General features: G+C 60.4%; 21 protein-coding genes. 16 read left to right on the top strand and 5 right to left on the bottom strand.

The window, feature by feature from the left end; translation table 11 throughout:
* The first annotated feature begins 98 nt into the window (after window positions 1-98).
* From AC1PUL_RS00700 to AC1PUL_RS00675, 6 genes are all read left to right on the top strand, one after another.
* On the top strand, window positions 99-959 hold the full coding sequence (locus AC1PUL_RS00700; RefSeq protein ID WP_480466142.1) for a cobalamin-binding protein: 861 nt from the start codon (window positions 99-101) through the stop codon (window positions 957-959).
* Entirely contained in the window at window positions 956-2,407 is a 1,452-nt protein-coding gene (ppsR, locus tag AC1PUL_RS00695; protein ID WP_480466141.1) for a transcriptional regulator PpsR, read from the top strand. Before AC1PUL_RS00700 ends, ppsR begins: the two co-directional genes overlap by 4 nt.
* 61 nt (window positions 2,408-2,468) lie before the next feature.
* Window positions 2,469-3,380: a chlorophyll synthase ChlG gene (gene chlG / locus AC1PUL_RS00690; RefSeq protein ID WP_480466140.1), complete on the top strand. Its 912-nt coding sequence runs from the start codon at window positions 2,469-2,471 to the stop codon at window positions 3,378-3,380.
* Between the two features lie 8 nt (window positions 3,381-3,388).
* The gene (locus tag AC1PUL_RS00685) at window positions 3,389-4,771 is read left to right on the top strand and encodes a BCD family MFS transporter (protein WP_480466139.1); all 1,383 of its coding nucleotides are present in this window, start codon (window positions 3,389-3,391) and stop codon (window positions 4,769-4,771) included.
* A gap of 34 nt (window positions 4,772-4,805) precedes the next feature.
* Window positions 4,806-6,011 (top strand): geranylgeranyl diphosphate reductase, encoded by a 1,206-nt coding sequence (locus tag AC1PUL_RS00680; protein ID WP_480466138.1) that lies wholly within the window; start codon window positions 4,806-4,808, stop codon window positions 6,009-6,011.
* Complete coding sequence (locus AC1PUL_RS00675; protein ID WP_480466137.1) at window positions 6,008-6,292, top strand: hypothetical protein; 285 nt, start codon at window positions 6,008-6,010, stop codon at window positions 6,290-6,292. The genes AC1PUL_RS00680 and AC1PUL_RS00675 overlap by 4 nt, the downstream gene beginning before the upstream one ends.
* Here AC1PUL_RS00675 and AC1PUL_RS00670 read toward each other — a convergent pair.
* A complete protein-coding gene (locus tag AC1PUL_RS00670; protein WP_480466136.1) occupies window positions 6,276-6,722 on the bottom strand; it encodes a TspO/MBR family protein in 447 nt (148 codons plus the stop codon). The genes AC1PUL_RS00675 and AC1PUL_RS00670 overlap by 17 nt on opposite strands.
* A 159-nt stretch (window positions 6,723-6,881) precedes the next feature.
* Between AC1PUL_RS00670 and AC1PUL_RS00665 the strand changes: the two genes are divergently transcribed.
* The 3 genes from AC1PUL_RS00665 (at window position 6,882) to AC1PUL_RS00655 (ending at window position 10,399) form a co-directional block, all read left to right on the top strand.
* Window positions 6,882-7,268 carry a c-type cytochrome gene (locus AC1PUL_RS00665; protein ID WP_480466135.1) on the top strand — a complete coding sequence of 129 codons (387 nt, stop codon included), beginning with the start codon at window positions 6,882-6,884 and terminating at the stop codon, window positions 7,266-7,268.
* 204 nt (window positions 7,269-7,472) lie between these two features.
* On the top strand, window positions 7,473-9,359 hold the full coding sequence (locus tag AC1PUL_RS00660) for a 1-deoxy-D-xylulose-5-phosphate synthase (RefSeq protein ID WP_480466134.1): 1,887 nt from the start codon (window positions 7,473-7,475) through the stop codon (window positions 9,357-9,359).
* A 122-nt stretch (window positions 9,360-9,481) separates the two neighbouring features.
* Window positions 9,482-10,399: a cobalamin B12-binding domain-containing protein gene (locus tag AC1PUL_RS00655; protein ID WP_480466133.1), complete on the top strand. Its 918-nt coding sequence runs from the start codon at window positions 9,482-9,484 to the stop codon at window positions 10,397-10,399.
* A 35-nt stretch (window positions 10,400-10,434) separates the two neighbouring features.
* Here AC1PUL_RS00655 and treZ read toward each other — a convergent pair whose 3' ends face one another.
* The 3 genes from treZ to AC1PUL_RS00640 all read right to left on the bottom strand — a co-directional run bounded on the left by treZ (window position 10,435) and on the right by AC1PUL_RS00640 (window position 14,204).
* A complete protein-coding gene (gene treZ / locus AC1PUL_RS00650; RefSeq protein WP_480466132.1) occupies window positions 10,435-12,204 on the bottom strand; it encodes a malto-oligosyltrehalose trehalohydrolase in 1,770 nt (589 codons plus the stop codon).
* A 98-nt stretch (window positions 12,205-12,302) separates the two neighbouring features.
* A complete protein-coding gene (locus AC1PUL_RS00645; RefSeq protein ID WP_480466131.1) occupies window positions 12,303-13,418 on the bottom strand; it encodes a Gfo/Idh/MocA family protein in 1,116 nt (371 codons plus the stop codon).
* A 36-nt stretch (window positions 13,419-13,454) separates the two neighbouring features.
* Entirely contained in the window at window positions 13,455-14,204 is a 750-nt protein-coding gene (locus AC1PUL_RS00640) for a GntR family transcriptional regulator (protein WP_480466130.1), read from the bottom strand.
* Between the two features lie 63 nt (window positions 14,205-14,267).
* On the opposite strand from AC1PUL_RS00640, the gene AC1PUL_RS00635 reads away from it, so the two are divergent.
* From AC1PUL_RS00635 to AC1PUL_RS00605, 7 genes are all read left to right on the top strand, one after another.
* The gene (locus AC1PUL_RS00635) at window positions 14,268-15,425 is read left to right on the top strand and encodes an LLM class flavin-dependent oxidoreductase (protein WP_480466129.1); all 1,158 of its coding nucleotides are present in this window, start codon (window positions 14,268-14,270) and stop codon (window positions 15,423-15,425) included.
* Window positions 15,425-16,318, top strand: coding sequence for an aldo/keto reductase (locus tag AC1PUL_RS00630; RefSeq protein ID WP_480466128.1), 894 nt, complete (start codon window positions 15,425-15,427; stop codon window positions 16,316-16,318). The genes AC1PUL_RS00635 and AC1PUL_RS00630 overlap by 1 nt, the downstream gene beginning before the upstream one ends.
* A complete protein-coding gene (gene smoA, locus AC1PUL_RS00625) occupies window positions 16,318-16,836 on the top strand; it encodes an NADH-dependent FMN reductase SmoA (RefSeq protein WP_480466127.1) in 519 nt (172 codons plus the stop codon). Before AC1PUL_RS00630 ends, smoA begins: the two co-directional genes overlap by 1 nt.
* Before the next feature lie 193 nt (window positions 16,837-17,029).
* The gene (locus AC1PUL_RS00620) at window positions 17,030-17,620 is read left to right on the top strand and encodes a TRAP transporter small permease (RefSeq protein WP_480466126.1); all 591 of its coding nucleotides are present in this window, start codon (window positions 17,030-17,032) and stop codon (window positions 17,618-17,620) included.
* Window positions 17,620-18,909, top strand: coding sequence for a TRAP transporter large permease (locus AC1PUL_RS00615; RefSeq protein WP_480466125.1), 1,290 nt, complete (start codon window positions 17,620-17,622; stop codon window positions 18,907-18,909). The genes AC1PUL_RS00620 and AC1PUL_RS00615 overlap by 1 nt, the downstream gene beginning before the upstream one ends.
* Before the next feature lie 24 nt (window positions 18,910-18,933).
* Window positions 18,934-19,989 carry a TRAP transporter substrate-binding protein gene (locus AC1PUL_RS00610; protein WP_480466124.1) on the top strand — a complete coding sequence of 352 codons (1,056 nt, stop codon included), beginning with the start codon at window positions 18,934-18,936 and terminating at the stop codon, window positions 19,987-19,989.
* 98 nt (window positions 19,990-20,087) lie between these two features.
* On the top strand, window positions 20,088-21,134 hold the full coding sequence (locus tag AC1PUL_RS00605; protein WP_480466123.1) for a YeiH family protein: 1,047 nt from the start codon (window positions 20,088-20,090) through the stop codon (window positions 21,132-21,134).
* 31 nt (window positions 21,135-21,165) lie between these two features.
* Here AC1PUL_RS00605 and AC1PUL_RS00600 read toward each other — a convergent pair whose 3' ends face one another.
* A complete protein-coding gene (locus AC1PUL_RS00600) occupies window positions 21,166-22,146 on the bottom strand; it encodes an MBL fold metallo-hydrolase (protein ID WP_480466122.1) in 981 nt (326 codons plus the stop codon).
* Window positions 22,147-22,150 lie beyond the last annotated feature (4 nt).

The following is a 22,150-nucleotide window of genomic DNA, read 5'->3' as shown; positions in this document are numbered from 1 at the left end:
GCGGGATGATGGACGGATCACTTCACAGTGGAAACGAGAGGCCGAACGGCACTACTCCCTCAGGCTTACAGGGGCAAACAGCCTTCAAAAAGGTTGCAGTGGAAGGCAAGAGCGCTTACCTAACCCAGAGCGACGGGGAAAAGCTTCGCCGCCTGATCGAAGGAACGGTGGCTTCGATGACCGCCGAAAAACTGTCGACGCGTTACGATCGGGGTCTGGAGCACGACCGCCTTTATGCCAAGGCGCTCGCCGATTTTCGTATTCTCGTTCTGGACCCGCGCACGCGCCTTGCGTCGCTGCGCGCCTTCATCGAACACGAACTGCCGCTCGGCCGCCCCTACTACGTCAAGGTGCTGTTTCTTGAGACCATCGCAAGGATGCTCGGCCGCGAATGGGTGTCCGACGACTGCGATTTTATCGACGTGACGATCGGCACCTCCCGCCTGCAGGCCATGGCAGTCTCGATGTCGCTCGATCTTCGCGAGGCCGAGCGCAACATCAATGCTCCAGGTGCTCTGATCCTCACACCAGTCGGCGAGCAGCATACGCTGATGCCACATCTGATCGGACTGCTGTTTGAAAGCCTGGGCTGGGCCAGTCAGGTGATGGAGCCGGAAGCGACGAAAACGCCGGCTCTCCCGCGCGCTCTCGAGACCAGCGACATCGTCTGCATCGGCTGGAGCAACATTCGGCTTGCAACCGAGTTCAAAACCCTCGTTCTGGATGTGCGAGAGCTGCGTCAAGGACCACGTCTACCGCTCGTTGTCGGCGGCGCAGCAGCACTGGATTCCGTTGATTTTCTTGTAGGTTTGGGGATTGACTGCATCTGTGACAGCGTTTACTCCGCCGTGAAGATCTGCGAAAGTTACTATGAATTGGAAAGAATCAGCCAGCAGGCTCGCGCCGCAGGCCGAACAGCAGTGGTTACACACAGCGGAATCGATTGGCTCACTCCATGAAGCCACTGAACGGTCATAGCGGTACGAATGGCTTCGCAGTCGCAGACAGCCTGCTGAAGACCCTTGATCTGGATTCTCTGGGCTCGCTGCTGAGCCTGGGGGCCGATGTGGTCCTCCTCGTCGATCAGTCTGCGGTCATCTCGCAAGTCTATTTCGCCAGCGGCGATCTGTCTGACTACGGCCTGTCAAAGACCATCGGCAGGCGCCTTCAGGACTGCGTGACAATCGAGTCGGTGCCGAAGATCGACTCCATGCTGTCGGCCGATACGAGCCATCACCCGGTGCGTGGCTACCAGGTCAACCACAAATGCAGCGGCAAGCCTGACCTGCCGGTTGTCTACTCGGCCTACACCGCGAAGGATTTCCCCTACACCATCGTTGTCGGCCGCGATCTCAGACAGCAAATGCTTGACCAGCAGCGTCTGGTTCAGACGCAGATGGAACTGGAGGCGGACTATCGCGAACTGAAGGAGGCGGAGACCCGGTATCGCACCGCCTTCAAAGTCGCGAGTGTCGCCTATGTCATGCTCGATGGAGAACGCAGAACGATACTCGATGCCAATCCGGCTGCGAGTACGCTCCTTTCCTCCACAGGCGCGCCACTGTCCGGCAAGTCGATCCGTGATCTTTTTGTCAGGGATGATCGGGACCGGGTCGGAGATGCAATCAGTGAGGCCCGCCACAGCCCCAATCCCGTCAATCTGGATGGCGCCAGGCTTGCAAAGGGCGAGCCCGTTTCCCTGACGATCCGGTCTTACCGCGAAAACGGCATCACCAATGTGCTGCTGGCGCTTTGGCCCGCCGATCAGGATCAGGAGACGAAACGTCAGCGTACGGAACGGCCGACGGGCGGAACAGCCATAGAGATCTCGGATCTGCCGGAAGCGGCCTTGGTGACGGATGCCGAAGGCGTAGTGCTGGCGGCAAACACTTTGTTCCTCGATCTCATCCATGCACCGTCCCTGACGCAGGTTCTCGGCCGCAATATCAGCTCGTGGTTCACCAATGCTGCCATCGACATTCGGGTTCTCTACACGCGTCTGCTGGACGAACCGTCCGTGCGTGGCTTCACCTCGACCCTGACCGATAATCTGTCAGGTGAGAACGCCGTCAGCATCTCTGCCAGACTGAATCCGACAAACAACACAGTCCAATTGGTCGTGATTTCGCAGCCCGCAGGCAGCGAGCGACTGACGATCCCTGCTCCAGGCGTTCCCGATCAGGCGGAGGGTTTTTCGGCCCTTGTCGGCAAGGTTCCCCTCAAGGATCTGATACGGGAATCGCTTGATGTCATCGAGAAGATCTGCATCGAAGCGGCTCTCGACCAGACCAGCAACAACCGCGCCTATGCCGCCGAGATTCTGGGCCTGTCACGCCAAAGCCTATATATCAAGCTGCGGCGCCACGGCCTTGAGGACTATCGTCCCGGCGGCAGCCGTCAAGCGTAACCGGCAGCCAAAACTGTCAATTTGAGTTGACACATTCGGGGGTGGGGGCTAGCCTCCTCCCATGGCTCAGATCCCTTCTCATGTTCCGGCAGCCTCTTACCCGTCCCCTGGGGCGGTGGTGCAACTTTTGAAGCCGATCACATGGTTTCCGCCGATGTGGGCCTTTGCCTGCGGCGCGATTGCATCGGGTGCCGCAGTCAGTGACCGCTGGTTCGCGATTGCGCTCGGCATTCTTCTTGCCGGACCGCTTCTGTGTGGCACAAGCCAGGCGGTGAACGATTGGTTTGATCGGCACGTGGACGCCATTAATGAGCCGCAGCGCGTGATCCCTTCGGGCCGCATGCCGGGCCAATGGGGGCTTGGCATCGCGATTGCGATGTCGGTGCTCTCCATGGCGGTTGCCGCGCTGCTTGGTCCCCTTGTCTTTACCGCCGCTCTCGTTGGCCTGATGCTGGCCTGGGGCTACAGTGCCCCTCCTTTCCGATTCAAGCAGAATGGTTGGCTCGGCAACGGGGTCGTAGGGCTGAGTTATGAAACCCTGCCCTGGATCACGGCAGCGACCGCCGCCTTGGGGCACGCGCCATCGACGCGGACCATTCTGGTTGCCCTTCTCTACGGCATCGGCGCGCACGGCATACTGACACTCAATGATTTCAAGTCGATCAAGGGCGACACCCAAATGGGGGTGGATACGCTGCCAGTGTTGCACGGGGCCCTCAACGCCGCGCGGATCGCCTGTCTTGTGATGGCCGTTCCTCAAGCCGCCGTCATTCTTTTGCTCGTGGAGGCTCAGCTCACGACGGGCGCCCTGCTGGTGGGTCTCGCCCTGGTGCTGCAGCTCCTCTGCATGATCCGCTTCCTTCGTGATCCGGAAGGCAAGGCGGTCTGGTACTCGGCTGTCGGTGTGGGCCTTTATGTGACCGGCATGATGGCGGCAGCCGTCGCCCTCGGCTCGCTTCCGCCGTCAACATAACCCTCAGGATGGGGAATGACATGATGCGCGACGCATCGACAAAACACAGATCAAGCCCCCGCTCTTCCGAGAAAGGTCTCGGCTGGTTTGCGATTGTTCGGCTGGGACTTGTTCAAGCAGCACTGGGTGCGATCGTCGTCTTGACCACATCGACCTTGAATCGGGTCATGATTGTTGAACTCGGTCTAGCCGCCGTCATCCCCGGCCTCCTGGTCGGCCTGCATTATGGCGTTCAGATCACCCGCCCCCTCTGGGGCCATAAGTCGGATACGGGCCGATCCCGAACCGAATGGATCCTTGGGGGCCTTGCACTTCTCGCGATCTCCGGAACGGCAGCGGCAGCAACGACGCTCCTGTTCGAGCAGTCATTCTTCGCCGGGCTTATGGCCGCTATCATAGCCTACATCCTCATCGGGATCGGCATCGGTGCCTCGGGAACCTCCTTGCTTGCGTTGATTGCGATGAAGACAGCCGTTGAAAGACGCGCTGCAGCCGCAACGATCACCTGGATGCTGATGATCACGGGGATCATCGTGACCTCGATCGTCGTCGGTTCGCAGCTCGATCCCTATTCGCATGAGCGCCTGGTCGCCGTGACAGCAGCAACCGGTGTCGTCGCCTTCCTGATCGGCATCATGGGTGTCATCGGAATGGAAGCGAGGCCGACAATCGGAGCATCGGGGGAGCAGAGCGCGGTATCGAGTTTCCGGGAAAGCCTGCAGGACGTGCTCGACGATCGGGAGTCGCGCCTGTTTACGCTGTTCATCTTCCTGTCCATGCTGGCCTTTGCCACGCAGGACCTGATACTTGAGCCCTATGCGGGCCTGCTCTTCGGCATGACGCCGGGAGAAACAACAGGCCTTTCCGGCACCCAGCATGCCGGCGTGCTCCTGGGCATGATCCTGGTCGGCCTTTCCGGCGCGATGTTCGGGAAGCGTCTTCCCAACCTTCCCCGCCATTTCATCACATGGGGATGCTTTGGTTCGGCGCTCGCCTTGGGCGCTCTTGCACTCTCGACCCAATCCGCACCGAACTGGCCCCTGGAGATCAATATCTTCCTGCTCGGTGCCGCCAATGGCGCTTTTGCAGTGGCAGCCGTAGGCACAATGATGATCCTCGCGGGTCAGGGTCGCAAATCAAACTATGGCATGCGCATGGGCGTCTGGGGCGCAGCGCAGGCCATCGCCTTCGGCCTTGGCGGCGTGCTGGGAACCGTGGCTCTGGATCTCGGTCGCTTCCTGACGACAAGCGACGCGCTTGCATTCGCGGCCGTCTTTTCGATTGAGGCCAGCCTGTTTCTGATATCCGCGCTTGTCGCAACACGCATCGGTCGCCGGTCAGCGGGACAATCCGCACGTTTGCCGGATGTCGCCATCATGCCTGGAGAATGAAGCCTGGAGCCGGGTTTCCGGCGGGGAGAGATGCATGTCCAAGATCTACGACGTGGTTGTGGTTGGCGGCGGTCCGTGTGGCGCCATGGCTGCGGAGAGCCTGGCCCAGAAAGGGCACAGCGTGCTTTTGGTGGACCCGGACAATCGCATCAAGCCCTGTGGCGGCGCGATCCCTTCCAGGGCCTTGGCTGACTTCGCCATTCCGGAAGCGCAGTTGGTGGCACGCGCAAATGCCGCTCGGATCATTGCGCCCTCGGGAAAGCGCGTCGATATGACGATCGGCGACATCGGTTATGTCGGAATGGTCGATCGCGCCACATTTGATCCTTATCTCCGCGAACGCGCTGCCGCAGCCGGCGCCGAAAGACTTTCGGGAAAGCTCGATGGGCTGATCGAGGGAACTGACGGTATGCTCGAACTGACGATGTCGGGCACGGCGAAGGATGCAGTTCCAGACCTGATCAATGTCCGGGCGCGACGGGTGATCGGCGCCGATGGTGCCAATTCCGCCGTGCGGCGCCTGATGTTTCCGGCTTCAAAAAAGCCACCCTATGTCTTCGCCTATCACGAGATCGTCGAGAGCCCGTCCGGAGCCGATGAAACCATCTTCAAGGCAGACCGCTGCGATGTGATCTACGACGGGCGCATCTCTCCCGATTTCTATGGCTGGGTCTTTCCCCATGGCGGACATACCAGCATCGGCACTGGCACCGCCGTCAAGGGCCACAACATCCGTGACGCGACACGAGCTCTGAAGATCTCAGCCGGGCTCGGCGACTGTCGTGTCATCCGTCGAGAGGGCGCCCCCCTTCCCCTGAAGCCGATGAAGAAATGGGATAACGGTCGAAACGTCCTGCTTGCCGGCGACGCCGCTGGAACCGTTGCGCCGTCGTCCGGTGAAGGCATCTATTACGCCATGCTCTGCGGTCGGCTTTCAGCCGACGCGGTGCACCATTCACTGGTCGCCGGAGATGGAAGGGCGCTTGCCGAAGCCCGCCGCACCTTTATGCGCGCCCATGGACGCGTCTTCATGATCCTCGGGATCATGCAAAAAATATGGTATCGCAACGACCGCCTTCGCGAGAAGTTTGTCGCCATGTGTGCGGATCCGGATGTGCAGCGACTGACCTGGGAATCCTACCTTAATAAGAAACTCGTGCGGCGAGACCCGCTGGCGCATATACGGGTCTTCCTCAAGGATCTCGCACAATTGTTCGGCATCCCTGCGGGGCAGCGATGACAGGATGGCTGAACGAGCTCTTCAGTTCCGGCTGGATCAGTGGCGTCGCAATCCTTGTGCTCTGGTCCGTCACCCTAATCGCAACGCGGAGGTCACCCGATCCGCGGCGAACCCTGGCACTCCTCACACCCAATGCCATATCGGGTAGCGCTCTGCTCGCAGCCTTCGCTCTTGCCATGCGCCAGGCGGATGTCGTTTGGATGGCGCTGCTGCTCTCAGTCTCGCTGCTTGCTTTCCTGGCGGATCTTCGGATCCGGCTTGCGCTCAGGCCCCCGGATTGAGACGGCGAACCGAATTATTGAGCATGGCGGCCGCCGTCACCCATGCGAGATAGGGGACAAACAAGGCGGATGCCAGCGGCGCCACGGACCAGGCGGCCACGATGAAACTCGCGACGGACAGCCAGAGAACCGAGACGTCAATGAGCGCGAGATCCATTCGCCGCAGACCAAAGAAAAAATAGGACCAGAGCGCGTTCGCCACGATCTGAACTGTCCAGACCGCCATGGCCAGCGACCAGCCGGAGAGGCTCCAAACGAGCCAGCCTGCATAGCCGATCATCACGTAGAGGATCGTCCAAACAACGGGAAAGGCCCACTTGGGCGGGGTCCAGCTCGGCTTGCGCAGGTTTTCATACCATTCTCCGGGTTTGAACATCGCGCCGCTTGATGCCGCTGCGAGGACGATCACGAGAAAGATGATTGCAGCCATGATCCGGCTCCCTGTTATTTTGCGTATAGTTTTTATGGCGTAAAACCTGGCCCCAAGGGGAACAGGAAAGAAACTCGATCATTCGGCAATCAACCGACTGGTCGAAATTCAAGTCAGCATTACATCTAGTTAAATCCGCGATGCCATTGGAGGATACACATGTCGAGGATAATTGCAGCCACATTCACCGTTGCAGCCGTTTTGCTGTCTCACAACGCCTTCGCCCAAGAGGGCGACGTAGCAGCCGGTGAAACCGTTTTCAAGAAATGCAGCGCCTGTCACAACGTCGCCGACACCAAACACAAGGTCGGTCCGTCCCTGCAGGGTGTGGTTGGTCGCCAGCCAGGCGTCGTCGAAGGCTTCAAATTCTCCAAGGCAATGGTGGATTACGGTGCCGGCAAGGTCTGGGATGATGCAACGCTTGCCGCCTATCTGGAAAATCCGCGCGGCGTCGTGAAAGGCACCCGCATGGCCTTCGCGGGCCTGAAGGATCCGAAGGAAATTGCCGATGTCATCGCCTATCTGAAGGCGCATCCGACCCCCTGAAAATGCAGAAAAACGCCGCCGGGCAGCCCCTGCCCGGCGGAATTCTCAGCAAAAGTGTAAAAAAAAGTTTACATATCGCTCGTCTTCTCCGAATATACGGTGATTGCACCATTCTTCGGCAACCGCCGTCCACAAGCGCCAATCCGGCACTCGCATCGACAACGGACCCGTGAGAATTGGGCTCTTTCGTGGGAGGAGAGCACCGTGGGTTTTTCTTTTGCGAATGATGTCGCCACCCCTTTGCTTGACCAGGTGAGCTCTCCTGACGATCTGAAGGAGATGGACACCATCGCTCTCTGTCGCCTCGCACAGGAGTTGCGCGGAGAAACGCTGCGGATTGTCTCCGAAACGGGCGGACATCTTGGATCAAGCCTGGGCGTTATCGAATTGACGGTGGCCATCCATGCCACCTTTTCGGCGCCCCGCGACACGATCATCTGGGATGTCAGTCACCAATGTTATCCGCATAAAATTCTCACCGGCCGCCGGCATCGCATGCGCACACTGCGCAAAAAGAACGGCCTGTCTGGCTTCACCCGCCGCCATGAGAGCATCTACGACCCCTTCGGTGCAGCCCATTCCTCCACATCGATCTCGGCCGGCATGGGCTTTGCCACGGCCCGCGATCTGAAGGGAGAAGAAGGTCACGTTGTCTGCATCATCGGTGACGGCGCAATGTCCGCTGGCATGGCCTTTGAGGCGATGAACAATGTGGGGGCCTCGGGTCGGCGCCTGATTGTCATTCTCAATGACAACGACATGTCGATCTCAGGGTCAACAGGTGCCCTTTCCCAGCATCTGGCTGACATCCGACAAAATGCCGGGGCGAATGCGAACAACCTGTTTCAGAACTTCGGCTTCGATTACCACGGCCCAATCGACGGTCACGATCTCAACCTCCTGCTTCCGCTGCTTGCCGAACTGAGGGACGAGCCGGCGGGACCGGTTTTCCTGCATGTCGTCACTCGAAAGGGTGCCGGATACGCACCGGCAGAGCAGGCGGCCGACAAATATCACGGGGTCAATCCCTTCGATGTCGCAACCGGCACCCAGACCAAGACGCCAGCGCAGGCGCCGAGTTACACAAGGGTCTTCGCTGATGCCTTGATCGAGGAAGCCAAGGCAGACGAGCGAATTGTGGCAATCACCGCAGCCATGGCCGCCGGCACGGGCCTCGACAGGTTCCATGCGGCCCTCCCCGATCGTGCCTTTGATGTTGGCATTGCCGAACAGCACGCGGTGACCTTCGCCGCTGGTCTGGCAGCAAGCGGGATGAAGCCCTTCTGTGCGATCTACTCGACCTTCCTGCAGCGCGCCTATGATCAGATCGTCCATGACGTGGCCCTCCAACAGCTTCCTGTCCGTTTCGCGATCGATCGGGCCGGACTGGTCGGAGCCGACGGCCCCACCCATGCCGGTGCATTCGACGTCCTTTACCTGGCCAATCTCCCAGGCTTCACGGTGATGGCGGCGAGCGACGAGGCTGAACTGGTGCATATGGTGGCGACGGCAGCCGCCCACGATCAGGGCCCCATCGCCTTTCGCTATCCACGCGGCGAGGGCACGGGCGCGCCGCTACCCAAAAAAGGCGAGATACTGCCGATCGGCCGCGGCCGCGTGATCGAACACGGGAGCGACGTTGCAATCCTGTCCTTCGGCACCCGACTTGCTGACTGTCTGAAGGCCCGTCGGCTGCTGTCACTGGAGGGAACCTCCGTGACGGTTGCGGATGCACGGTTTGCAAAGCCTCTCGACGCCACGCTGCTGACAGAGCTTGTCAACAGTCACGCCGTTCTGGTGACTGTCGAAGAAGGCTCCACTGGCGGCTTCGGCGCCCTGGTCCTGCACCATCTGGCCAATCGCGGTCTGCTCGACGGACGTTGCGCCGTCCGCACCCTGACGCTACCCGACACCTTCATTGCGCAGGCAAGCCCTGATGATATGTATGAGGAAGCTAAACTGACTGCCCGCCACATTGCCGCAGCAGCGCGAAACGGCTTGGGTGGTCCGCGTCAAACAAACGAGATTCGCCGCTCGGGACGAGCGGGACAGGATTTGTCCACACGACTTCACCGTGCGGAAGACCGCTAATGCTAAACCAAAGAGGGATTCGCCGCGTATAAGACTACGTGAGGTTTGGCGAGAGCGCAGGAATGCAGTAGTGTTACGTTGGGATGAGCGGAACCGCCCAAACCGACGACCGGGAGGGTGACATGGCGGGTGACAGGAACGGGAGACCCCCGGAGGAACCTCCGACCGGGGCCGACGGTAAGTCTGGAACGTCCAGAGCCGATGCAAAGCTGACAAGCCTCGAACAGCGCATTCTTGAAAGCGCGATCCGGGGAGCTGTGCCTCGGCTGGTGAGCGCGAGCCACACGGAGCTGACCTCTGAACTGCGGGACGGCGAGACACCGCCGGAGCTCGATATTCATCTGCATCCCGAACTGGACCCGAAGGCTCGGGAACTGCCGGGCACCGAGAAGGCGATCGGTTATCGAGCGGCGCTCACGCAGGCCTTGATTCAAGCCGATCCGCGTGGCCACCGCGAGATGATCGAGGAGTTGCAGCGCAGCGATCTGCCGATGCATACCCTTGCCATACAGCTCTTCTCTCCCGTGGCGGCGCACTTGGGACGCCTGTGGTGCAACGACGAAACAGACTTCATTCAGGTTGCCGTGGCTTCGACGCGCCTGGGGATGATCGTCAACCATCTCTCGCAGAACCGTAGTCAGACGATTCGTGAGCGCCAGAAGGCTCGCCGCGTGCTGCTCGCGCGAACGCAGGGGGCGATGCACACAATCGGCGTGTCGATTGTTGCATCCTGTTTCCGAGACATGGGCTGGGAAGTCGACGGCGGCGCCGATCTCGAGCTCAACGATAGCCTCTACATGCGCTTGTCGAATTCCTCCTACAGCCTTCTCGGCATATCGGTCGGTCGTGTCGATGAAGTCGATGAATGCGCTTCCGCCATTCGTCGGGTTCAGTCACACCGCGGCCTCGGAGGGATGAAGATTGCGGTCGGAGGGCCGGCCGTCATGAAGGACCCGCGCGCCTTCGGCAATATCGGCGCCGATATGGTTGCAAAATCAGCGCTTGAGGTCATGCATCTGGCAGACAGGATGGGTGCCTGACCACCCGGTAGATCGCATACGCGATTGGCGTGTGATCAACAAATGCCAAAGACGAGCGCCCAGGGTCCAAGCCGATCCGGTTGATGGTCTCCCTGTGCATAGACGACATCGAACAGATCACTTTCGAGGCTTGTAATCGCCGCCTCTGCCGAGGGATTGGCCACAAGCACATAGTGGCGGCCGTCCTCAAGCGGCCAATCGACACGGATGGCGCCAGCATCCAGAGCATAACGGCCTCCCTCTTTGATGCCCGACAGCAAGGGAACGACCCGTTCACGCCGAAGAGCGATCAGCTGTCGGTAGCGATCGACCCATATGCCCCCCTGCTCTGACGCCACCTTTGCCCAATCGAGGCGTGCCGAGCAGAATGTGTCATGCGCCGTCGGGTCGGGTAGATCATCACCGTCAAAACCCGGCAGTGCCGAGAGTTCCTTGCGACGGCCCTCGCGCACCGCGCTGTTCAACGTATCGTCAAAATCGCAGAAATAGGGGAACGGCGTCTGCGAAGCCCATTCTTCGCCCATGAACAACATGGGGATTTGTGGCGACAGCAGCATGAGCGAGACAGCGAAGGCGAGAACCTGTTCGGGCAGAGCGGCCATCACTCTGTCACCCTGGGCCCGATTGCCGATCTGATCGTGATTGTGAAGGAAGGAAATGAAAGCCGCAGGTGGCAGATGAGCGCTAGGACGACCCCGCCGCTCACCTCGGTAGGGCATCACATCGCCCTGGTAGACAAACCCCTCTGCAAGCGCCATCGCCAGAGCCGCACCGCTATCCTGATAATCTGCATAATAGCCAAATGTCTCGCCTGTGGTCGCCACATGCAGCGCATGATGCACATCGTCATTCCACTGGGCATTAAAGAGGCTGGCTCGCCCGCTCTGGTCTCGCTCCAGAAGACCCGGATCACTCTCTTCGTTCTCGACGATGAGATGAATGTAGCGATCGGCAAAGCGCGCCCGTACGCGCTCTGAGAGCTCCGTGAGAAAATGCGGTTTGGTGTCGTCACGGATCGCATGCACCGCATCAAGCCGGAGGCCATCGAGATCGTACTCCTCGATCCAATAGAGGGCATTTTCGATCAGAAACGCGCGCACCACCTCGCTTTGCTCGTCATCAAAATTGATACCATCACCCCATGGCGTCTGATGATGGGGAGAAAACAGGGGAGCATAGGCAGGAATGCGATTTCCGGACGGACCGAAATGATTGTAGACGACGTCTAGAAAGACCGAGATGCCCCGCCTGTGGGCAGCCTGGGTGAACAGTGCCAGATGCTCGGGGCGACCATAGCGGCTGTCCGGCGCGTAGGGCAAAACACCATCGTAGCCCCAGTTCCAACGGCCGGGAAAGTCTGCGATCGGCATGAGCTGGATGGCCGTGATGCCCAGCCCGGTCAAATGATCGAGTTTCTCGATCGCGGCGCTGAAAGTCCCCTGCTCCGTAAACGTCCCGACATGCAGCTCATAGATGACCATGTCACTCCAGGGACGCCCGTGCCAAATAGGCTCGGAGGTCCGAAACGTCGTGCTATCGACCACCTCACTCGGCTCGAAGACATCCTCCGGCTGATATCGGCTTGCAGGATCGGGGACCAACTGACCATCGGGAAGCCGGAACGCGTATCTCGTGCCAGCGCCGGCGCCTAAAATCTTCAGATGGAACCACCCTCCATCCCGCCGTTGCATGTCCAGGGGAGAGCCACCATCGACCTCAAGCGAAATAGCCTCACAACGTGGCGCCCATAGCCGGAACAGAACCCCGTCATCTTCGATCACGGGGCCGAAACGATATTGGCTCAAGGCGATGTCTCCTCGTGGTGCACGAAGAGCCGAACGCAGCAGCCGGAAAATTGTTCGACCCCGACCGCAATCAGATCGGTGCTGCCGCCACTCCGGGGTCAGCGCGCCTCGGGGGAGAAAGACAAAGGAAAGGTAACAGCCTGCCCCGTTTCCGCCGACCTCTGTGCCGCAAGCCCCATGGCAACCGCCCACCAGCCGTCCTGAAGCGCAACCTCGACCAACTGTTCCCCACGAACAACCTTCTGGAAACGCTGGTGCTGGTAGAAAGTCGAGCCATTATGGTCGCCAGCCTCCAGCAAGTGTGGATCGACGGGAATCTCGACCATGCGCGGCCCCTTCGGGTCACGCGGCGAAACGATCACTTGGGCAATCGGCGGCTCGCCGAGATGCTCCGGCCAGAAGCGCCCGGGACCGGGCACCAGGCATTCGATCTTGCCCTTGGGCCCGACAGCCGAGATCTCCTCCTGATAGCGTGCCCCTTCGGCAAACATGCAGAGTTCGAGCATGGCACGCGCCCCGGAGGCGAAATCGACGATGACATAGGCATTGTCCCAGATGTCCGAACGCTTGCCATGATAGACCTCGTCCAGATGGTTCACCGACTGCCCGCCGGAGGCCATGACGCGCACCGGATCGGATTTCAGGATATGCCGCATCAGGTCGAAGAAGTGGCAGCATTTCTCGACCAGCGTCCCGCCGGTATTGCGGTTGAAGCGGTTCCAGTCGCCGACCTTTTCGAGGAACGGAAAGCGATGCTCGCGTATCGTCAGCATGCGGATACCACCGGTGGCATCCTCGGCTTCGTCGATCATGCGGGCAACCGGCGGCATGTAGCGATATTCCATGGCCACCCAGATCGGCGCCGGATACGCCGCGCGAAGAGCGGCAAGCCGGGGTGCATCGGCGGGATCGGTGAACAGGGGCTTTTCGACCAGAACCGGCAGCGGCCGGATCGCGGCGATCTTTTCCAGCTGCTCCAGGTGCAGATAGTTGGGGCTGGCAATCAGCAGGCAGTTCACAGCCTCGACGGCCAGCAGTTCTTCGATCGAACCGACCATCTCAGCCTCTGGCACCGCCTGAGCAGAAAGCGCCCGCATGCCGGCATCCGGTTCGAAGATCGCAACGACCGACGCGTCCTCAAGTAGCGCGATGTTGCGCAGATGCTCCTGCCCCATCATGCCGCAACCGATGATCCCGTAATTCAATCCTGCCACTCTTTCCTCCTGGGTTGGGCCGCGCTCGCGGCCCCTTTATTTCAGCCGCGAGACATAGCGCGCGACGGTATGGTCGAGCCAGGTGTGCGAGACTTCGGCGCGCACGCCGTCCGGGTCCTGGCTGATGCGTTGAATGTGAACGATGGGTGCCCCAGCCTTCTGGCCGAAGGTGTCCGGCACCCAGTCAGGCACATGGTCGAGGCCGATCTGGTCTTCCGCCCTGGCGATCCAGAGCGAAAGCTTCGTCCGGTAGAAGAGATAAAGGGATTCCGACACGGCCTCGGGATCGATTGCATCGATATAGGAGCCGTCGAGCCAGATCTCCTCGAGTGCTGCGGGCTTGCCGGAAAGACGGCGCAGCCGGCGAATACGATGCGCCTCAGTGGACGTGCCAAAACTTGGCAACTCGGAAGGCTTCTGGAGGCGGGCGATGGACAGGATCTCGGCCGTCGGCAATCCGCCGCCAGCGAGCAATTCCAGCCGGAACATCGCATAAACAGACTTGGGATCGGAGATCGCCCGGACATAATTGCCGGACCCCTGGATGCGCTCTAGAAGACCGCGATTCTGCAGCTCTGCCAGGGCTTTGCGCAGCGTGCCAACGGCAATCCCGAGCTCTTCCGCCATCTCCCGCTCGGGCGGCAGCTTTTCCCCATCAATGAGGCGCCCCGCCGCGATATCACGCACCAGAAGCTCGGTGATCTGGACATAGATGGGAAGGCTGCCGGGCGGCTGCGTCGTCGGGTTCTGTGGCACTTCGGTATCGCCGAGAAAAAATTGATACACTATTGATCTACATCAAATCGGGTGTTAGGCAAGAGGAAAGTTGGAGCCTTGGAGGAGACCTCAATGACTGTCGTACCCGTCACATCGGCCGATCTCGATGGCGCGGAAGTGTCGTGGTTCGCCGCCCTCTGCTCTGACGATTATCAGTTTCTCGGCGTGCCGGATGGCGCCCTGCGCTCCAGCTGGGAGCATTGCTCCGACATCGTTCAGAAGGCCGAGCAGCTGGGCTTTCGCAACATCCTTTGCCCCTCGTCCTATCAGGTCGGCCAGGACACGCTGAGCTTCGTTGCCGGCTGCGCGCCGATCACGTCCAAAATCAACATGCTCGCGGCCATCCGCTGCGGCGAGATGCAGCCGATCATGCTGGCGCGCACGGTGGCGACCCTCGACCACATGCTGAAAGGCCGACTGACGCTGAACGTGATCAGCTCGGATTTTCCGGGTGAAGTCGCCGACAGCGCCTTCCGCTACAAGCGCAGCCACGAGGTCGTCGAGATCCTGCGCCAGGCCTGGACACGCGACACGATTGACCACGAGGGAGAGGTCTACCAGTTCAAGGGCGTTTCGACCGAGCCCGCCCGCCCATATCAACAGAACGGCGGCCCCCTCCTCTATTTCGGCGGCTACTCCCCCGATGCGCTGGAGCTCTGTGGCGCCCAATGCGACGTCTATCTGATGTGGCCGGAAAAGAAGGAACAGCTCGCCGAGCGCATGAAGGCCGTGCATGCCCGTGCCGAAGCCCATGGCCGCACGCTGGATTACGGTCTGCGCGTCCACATGATCGTGCGCGACACCGAGAAGGAAGCGCGCGAATACGCCGAATACATCGTCTCCAAGCTCGACGATGAATACGGCAAGCTGATCCGCGACCGCGCCCATGACTCGATTTCGCTGGGCGTCGCCCATCAGGCCCGCGCTCGTGAGCTCGCCGACCAGTTCGGCTATATCGAGCCGCACATGTGGACCGGCATCGGCCGTGCCCGATCGGGCTGCGGTGCAGCACTCGTCGGCTCGACGGACCAGATCCTCTCGGAGCTGGAAGAATACCGGAAGATGGGCATCCGCGCCTTCATCCTGTCAGGTTATCCGCATATCGACGAAGCGGTTCACTTCGGCACCAAGGTGCTGCCGGAATTGAAGACCGTCTCGCTTCCCCACGCCTACGGCCGCGTTCCCTCGGAAACGCCCGCCACACCTCTTGGAAATGGAGTTCGTCGCTGATGCAGCGCGTCAATCTGACCCCTGATCTTACCTTCAGCCGCTTCGTGTACGGCATGTGGCGCATCGGCGACGATGCCGACACCTCCCCGAAGCATGTGCAGGCCAAGATCGAGGCTTGCCTCGCCCAGGGCATCACCACCATGGACCAGGCCGACATCTATGGCGGCTACACCGCAGAAGCGATCCTCGGCAACGCGCTGAAGGCCTCCCCCAGCCTGCGCGACAAGCTCGAGATCGTCACGAAATGCGACATCGTCGCGCCGGTCGGTCGCCATGCGGCAGCACGCGTCAAGTATTACGACACCTCGGCCGCACACATCACCGCCTCGGTCGAAGCCTCGCTTAAAGACATGGGCACAGACCATGTCGACCTGCTGCTGATCCACCGCCCCGATCCGCTGATCGATCCCGATGAAACGGGCCCGGCGCTCGATGCCCTGATCGAATCGGGCAAGGTCCACGCCGTCGGCGTCTCCAACTTCCGACCCTGGGATTTCTCGCTCCTGCAGTCGTCGATGGAGAACAATCTTGTCACCAACCAGATCGAGATGAGCCTTCTCGCGACCGACACCTTCGTGAATGGCGACCTCGCCTATCTGCAAGAGCGCATGGTGCCGCCCATGGCCTGGTCGCCGCTGGGTGGCGGGCGCCTTCTCGACGGCACAAAGCCGGAACTTCTCGCAGCCCTGAAGCGCATCGGCGCGGAGCATGGCGTCGATGAAACGGCTGTTGCCGTGGCCTGGCTGCTGCGCCACCCCGCAACCATCCTGCCGGTCATGGGCACGAATTCCCTCGATCGCATCGCAAAGATCGCTGACGCGACCAAGTTCGAGATGGATCGGCAGACATGGTTTGAGCTTTACACGCTTGCAATCGGACAGGAGGTCGCCTGATGATGGCCGCCAATGACATTCATGCGTTGGAAGCCGTCTTTGTTCCTGGCGGCGACAACCACCGCGCTTTCCGCAACGCGCTCGGCAGCTTCACGACGGGTGTGACCGTGGTGACGGCGATGACCTCGGACGGTCCGATCGGCATGACGGTGAACAGCTTTGCCTCGGTCTCGCTCGATCCGCCACTGGTGCTCTGGTCACCGGCCAAGAGTTCATCTCGGTATGGCGCGTTTACCGGCGCCCGACATTTCGCAATCCACGTGCTGAGCGCGGAACAGGATCATCTGAGCGCCGCCTTCACACGTGGCGGCAATGGCTTCGACGGGATCGAAATCAGGTTCAACGATGAAGGCGTTCCGGTTTTGCCGGGCACGCTCGCGCGTTTCGAATGCGCGCAACAGGCGCAGCACGACGCCGGCGATCACACGATCATCATCGGCAAGGTGTTAAGGGTCGCACATCGGCAGGGAGAGCCACTGTGTTTCTCGGGAGGACGCTTCGGACGCTTCGCCGTCTGATGTGAATTTGGGAGGATATCGTCGGTGCGTGCCCTGCATGCATCGGTGGGACAACAGGGGGCAATCCGCAACACGTCCGCAAGGAGGATTTTACTCCGCTGCGGCTTGAAACGGAAACAGCCGTGTTTGGACGGCGAGGCACAGTTCTCGATAGTCTTGCCGAAGAAACCGATGATGAGGATTGGGTGGAGACATGACGGCACTTTCGAACCTGACCAATCTGCTCGGCCGGCTTAACGCCGCCGTGCTGACGGTCGGACTATGGCTTGGTGCCGGCGCACTCGGCATCATGCTGTTCTTCATGCTGATGCAGGTCTTCTTCCGCTACGTTCTGGGCAACGCCCTGCCCTGGAGCGAAGAGGCCGCCCGCTTCCTAATGCTTTGGATGACCGGTCTGCTCGTCCCGACAGCCTTTCGCCAGGGTGGCTTTGTCGCGATTGGATTGATCCTCGATAACCTGCCGGGCCTCCTGTCGATCATGATCGCATTCGCCTTCCTGCTTCTGAGCGCAACTGTGCTCTATGTTGGCATGCAGATCGGTTGGAGCGAGGTCACCGGGATCGGCGGACGGTTCGCCATGTCGGCAATCGCCGTTCCCACTTCCTTAGACCTTTCGACCTGGATGAAGGTGCCGCGCGGCTGGATGATGGCCTCGCTGGCGGTTGGCGTGACACTGATGTTCGTCGTCAACATCGAGCTTATCCTGCGTGCACTTCTCAAGCTGACAGGGCATGACCGCGAGCTGATGCCGATCCGCATCGCCGGACAGCTGGGAGCCGAATGATGCTGAGCCTCTTCCTCCCGCTTTTTATTGTTTTCCTAATGTTCGGTCTGCCGATCGTCTTTGGCTTGATCGCAGCACCAGCCCTGATCCTCTGGTGGAACGGCCAGGAGCGCGACATCGTGCTCCTCTACCGCAACATCTATGCGGGCATGGACAGCTTCCCGCTGATGGCGATCCCCTTCTTCATGCTGACCGGCGAGTTGATGAACCGCGCAGGCATCACGGTCCGGATCGTTCGCTTCGCTCAGTCCATGGTCGGCCATATGCGCGGCGGTCTCGCCCAGGTGAATGTGGTGGATTCCATGATGTTTGCCGGCATCTCCGGATCCGCCGTTGCAGATGTTTCCGCCCTTGGCGCCATGCTGATCCCGGCCATGGAAAAGGAAGGTTATACCCGCCGCTTCGCGGCCGGCATCACCGCAGCATCCGCCATCATCGGCCCGATCATCCCGCCCTCCGGTATCATGATCATCTATGCCTATGTCATGGGCGAGAGCGTTGCGGCCCTCTTCCTCGCTGGCATCGTGCCCGGCATCCTCATCGGCGTCAGTCTGATGGTGATGATCCGCCTACTCGCCAACCACTACGATCTACCGGCCGCCACCAAGCGCGCCTCCTGGCGCGAGCGCGGTCGGGCGATGATCGGCGCCTTCTGGCCGCTACTGACGCCTGTCATCATCATGGGCGGCATCCTGGGTGGCGTCTTTACACCGACGGAAGCGGCTGCCATCGCTGCAGGCTACGCCTTCTTTCTCGGCCTTTTCGTCATCGGCACGCTGAAGTTCAAGGATATTCCGGGCATCCTGATGCGCGCGGCCATGACTTCCGCCGTCGTCCTGCTGCTGATTGGTGCTGCCATGGCCTTCAAGACGGTCGCATCGCTCGCCCATACGCCGGAGCTGCTGGCAGATCTGTTCCTGAGCCTCAGCGACAACCCGCTGATCCTGCTCTTCCTTGTCAACATCCTGTTGTTTGTCGTTGGCATGTTCCTCGATGCGGGCCCGGCAATCATCGTCTTGGGGCCGATCCTCGGACCGATCTTCATCGAACTCGGCGTCGATCCGGTTCACTTCGCAATCATCATGGTGGTGAACCTGACTGTTGGACTGTTGACCCCGCCGATGGGCCTTGTGCTCTTCGTCACATCTTCCGTCTCCGGACTGAAGGTCGAGACGGTCGCCAAGGCCGTCATGCCATTCCTATTGGCGGAAATCGTCGTGATCTTTCTGATCACCTACGTACCCGCTTTGACCCTCACGCTCCCGCGTCTTGCGGGCTTCGTTGACTAACTTGAGAAAAAGGGAGGAACCAGAATGCTCAAGTCCATGTTCAAGACCTTGCTGCTGGCAAGCGCACTGACCATCACCGGTGTCGCACAAGCAGCCGACATTACATTGCGGGCAACCGCCAACTCCAACGAAAACGACGAGGACTATGACGGCCTCGTCGTCTTCAAGAACTATATCGAAAACGCCTCGAACGGCGCGATTGCCGTCGAGATCTTCATGGGCACCCAGCTCTGCGCCACCGGCGAGGAATGCCTCCAGGGCATCGCTGACGGTTCGCTGGACGTCTACATCTCGACCTCGGGCGGCGCTGCCGGCCTATTCCCCTATATCCAGGTTCTCGACCTCCCCTATCTGATGAGCGACGACCGCGTGGCAGAAGCCGTGCTGACGGGTGATTTCACCCGCAAGCTGCGTGAGCGCGCGCTTACCGACAGCGACAACAAGATCCGTCTGATGACCATCGGCAACACCGGCGGCTGGCGCAACTATGCCAACACCAAGCAGACGGTGAAGTCCCCGGATGATCTGAAGGGTCTGAAGATGCGCACGGTGCCTGCCGATCTGCCGCAGCAGGTTGCAACCGCAGTGGGTGCCGCGCCGACCCCGATCCCGTGGCCGGAACTCTTCACCTCGCTGCAGACGGGCGTTGTCGAAGGCACGGCTAACGGCATTACCGACATCATGTCGATGAAGTTCCCGGATGCCGGTCTGAAATACCTCACCCTCGACGGCCACAGCTACATGGGCGCCTTCTGGTGGATGTCGAACGACCGCTTCCAGAGCCTGACGCCGGAGCAGAAGCAGATCGTCGTCGATGGCTTTGCAGCCCTGCAGCAGGCGACCTTCGCCTCGCCGAAGCGCAAGGAAATCGCCGCCTATCAGGACTTCGCCAAGGCCGGCGGCGAGATTTACGTGCCGACACCTGCCGAAAAGGAAGCCTTCAAGACGGCTGTTGCTCCCGTCTTTGACTGGTTCAAGACCAATGTCACCGGCGGCGCCGAAGTGTTCGAAGAGTTCACGGCAGCCGTTGCCGAAGCGCAGAAGAAGATTGACGCTGAACGTGCGGCCGATCTGAACTGATAAAATCGGGGGTGCGCGGAAGTTCTGCGCATCCCCTCCTGCGCCTGCGGCAGCCGACCAGGCGACGACCCGCACGGCAATTTCTCCAGAGGTGACCTATGCCAGAGCCGTCAACCGTCTCGCCCGATCCGGAGCGGGAACGTCAATCCGTGACCTTCCGGGACCGCTGGCAAAGGCTGTTTCCGGGGCTCTCCGTGACGGTCTTGATCGCGCTCGCCTCCGCCTTCCTGTCAGAACACTACGGCGCACCAGCCATGCTGCTCGCGATCCTGATCGGTCTCGCCTTGCATTTCCTGGCGGAGGACCCAAAGATCGCAGCAGGCTTGGATTTCGCCTCGCGCACCGTCCTCAGGGTCGGCATTGCACTGCTCGGTCTGAGGGTCAGTGTCGCAATGTTCACAGACCTGGGCGGCCCGGTCATTGGCATGATCGTCGCCGCTGTGGTCCTGACGATAGCCTTTGGCATTCTTGCTTCGAAACTGTTGAGCCAGAGCACCGCCTTCGGTGTGCTGACCGGTGGCGCCGTGGCCATCTGCGGTGCCTCCGCCGCGCTTGCGATCTCCGCCACCCTTGGAAGCCGTACGAAGGAAGCCGACCAGCAGATGGTGTTCACGGTGATCGGGGTGACGATGCTGTCAACACTCGCGATGATATTCTATCCGATCGTCGCCAGTCTCGTCGGCCTGGATGATCATCAGACGGGCATCTTCCTCGGGGCTACAATTCACGACGTGGCGCAGGTTGCAGGTGCCGGCTTTTCCGTCTCGGTGCCCGCCGGCGAGACAGCCGTTTTCGTCAAGCTGATCCGTGTGACCATGCTCGCCCCGGTCGTGCTTCTGGCTGCACTGGCGTTTCGCAAGACTGTTTCCGGCGACGTGAAGCGCCCGCCCCTGCTTCCAGGTTTCGTGGTTGCGTTCCTTCTGCTCGGAACTCTCAATTCGGTTGTAGCCATCCCGCCCATGATTGCCGACTGGGCAGGCGCCTTATCGCGCTGGGCGCTGCTCGTTGCCATCGCCGCCGTCGGCGTCAAGACATCCCTGCCCGAGGTCTTCAAGATCGGCGGTCGCGCAATCGGCCTGCTCGTTGCTGAAACGGCATTCCTCGCCGTTCTTGTGCTCGCAGCCCTGACGATCCTGGGACTTTAACCAGGGCCTCCGCCCGAGAAAAACGGCATCTTCAATCAGGAATGGCAGGCATCGAGCTTCGGCCATAGATCTTGTCAACAAGCGAGACATTGTTTTCGTGGAGCGAGCGGTAAGGCTCGTGCATCCCGAGAACCCTGCGATCGAGCCAGGGCTGAATAAAGCTCTCAAGCGGCGCAGTCAGGTAATCCGGCTCGTCCTTACGCCTGAGAAGCTGGATGTTGTAGTCCAGCATCGCCGCCGTGATCTCTTGCGTATAGCCACCGCCATCAATCACCTCGAAGCGTCCGTGGCACGGGTAGACCCGCGAGACATCCATGGCGAGCAGCGACTTGCAGGTCATGATCTGCACCGGCATTTCGGCCGTCATCGTTGCGGAGTTGAAGGGCACTGTGTCCTCTACAGCGTCGGCGGCAAGCAGGATCTTGTCCTTCGGGAGATAGGCGACGAGGTGACCAAGCTGGTGAATGAAGGTTTCGATCAGCTCGATCTGGAGATCCTCTAGCCAGACCGTCATTCGGCCGTCGAACGTGCGGTTCGGCAAGATCACCTCTTCAACGCCCGGATAGTTGGGATCGCCGGCCGCAGACCAGATCTCGCCGGTGACCAGCAGCTGCGCCCCTGACTGGAGCTTCCAGCGGGTCCGGTTCGTCGCAATGATCTCCGAGTTCTTGTAGAGAAAATTGCCGGCAACATGATCGCAGTCCCAATGCGAATTGATGACCGTGACATGCTTGATGCCCATGTCGCGGACATAGGCATCGATCGCCAGGATATGCTCCTTGTAAAGCATCGTATCGAAGATAATCGCCTTGTCGCCGCGATGCAGGACGTAGTTGCAGAGCCCGAGCTGCATGTCGATATTGCTATGCAGCCAACTTGGATACTCGGCAATGTCGCGGCCGTCATAGAAGCAGATGAGATAGTCGTTGATATGCGAGATCCGAAGCTTCGGGACAAAAGGCGCGCGAGCGAGTTCCAGATTGCGCTCGACCTGTTGGATACGTGGGAACATGTTG

Source organism: Rhizobium sp. P43 (assembly GCF_056730705.1).
This window is presented reverse-complemented; position numbering and strand designations above follow the sequence as displayed.

Coding starts and splice junctions, on each gene's coding strand:
- ppsR (WP_480466141.1), top strand. CDS start 956: ATGAAGCCACTGAACGGTCATAGCGGTACGAATGGCTTCGCAGTCGCA.
- chlG (WP_480466140.1), top strand. CDS start 2,469: ATGGCTCAGATCCCTTCTCATGTTCCGGCAGCCTCTTACCCGTCCCCT.
- AC1PUL_RS00685 (WP_480466139.1), top strand. CDS start 3,389: ATGGGGAATGACATGATGCGCGACGCATCGACAAAACACAGATCAAGC.
- AC1PUL_RS00680 (WP_480466138.1), top strand. CDS start 4,806: ATGTCCAAGATCTACGACGTGGTTGTGGTTGGCGGCGGTCCGTGTGGC.
- AC1PUL_RS00675 (WP_480466137.1), top strand. CDS start 6,008: ATGACAGGATGGCTGAACGAGCTCTTCAGTTCCGGCTGGATCAGTGGC.
- AC1PUL_RS00670 (WP_480466136.1), bottom strand. CDS start 6,722: ATGGCTGCAATCATCTTTCTCGTGATCGTCCTCGCAGCGGCATCAAGC.
- AC1PUL_RS00665 (WP_480466135.1), top strand. CDS start 6,882: ATGTCGAGGATAATTGCAGCCACATTCACCGTTGCAGCCGTTTTGCTG.
- AC1PUL_RS00655 (WP_480466133.1), top strand. CDS start 9,482: ATGGCGGGTGACAGGAACGGGAGACCCCCGGAGGAACCTCCGACCGGG.
- AC1PUL_RS00635 (WP_480466129.1), top strand. CDS start 14,268: ATGACTGTCGTACCCGTCACATCGGCCGATCTCGATGGCGCGGAAGTG.
- AC1PUL_RS00630 (WP_480466128.1), top strand. CDS start 15,425: ATGCAGCGCGTCAATCTGACCCCTGATCTTACCTTCAGCCGCTTCGTG.
- smoA (WP_480466127.1), top strand. CDS start 16,318: ATGATGGCCGCCAATGACATTCATGCGTTGGAAGCCGTCTTTGTTCCT.
- AC1PUL_RS00620 (WP_480466126.1), top strand. CDS start 17,030: ATGACGGCACTTTCGAACCTGACCAATCTGCTCGGCCGGCTTAACGCC.
- AC1PUL_RS00615 (WP_480466125.1), top strand. CDS start 17,620: ATGCTGAGCCTCTTCCTCCCGCTTTTTATTGTTTTCCTAATGTTCGGT.
- AC1PUL_RS00610 (WP_480466124.1), top strand. CDS start 18,934: ATGCTCAAGTCCATGTTCAAGACCTTGCTGCTGGCAAGCGCACTGACC.
- AC1PUL_RS00605 (WP_480466123.1), top strand. CDS start 20,088: ATGCCAGAGCCGTCAACCGTCTCGCCCGATCCGGAGCGGGAACGTCAA.
- AC1PUL_RS00600 (WP_480466122.1), bottom strand. CDS start 22,146: ATGTTCCCACGTATCCAACAGGTCGAGCGCAATCTGGAACTCGCTCGC.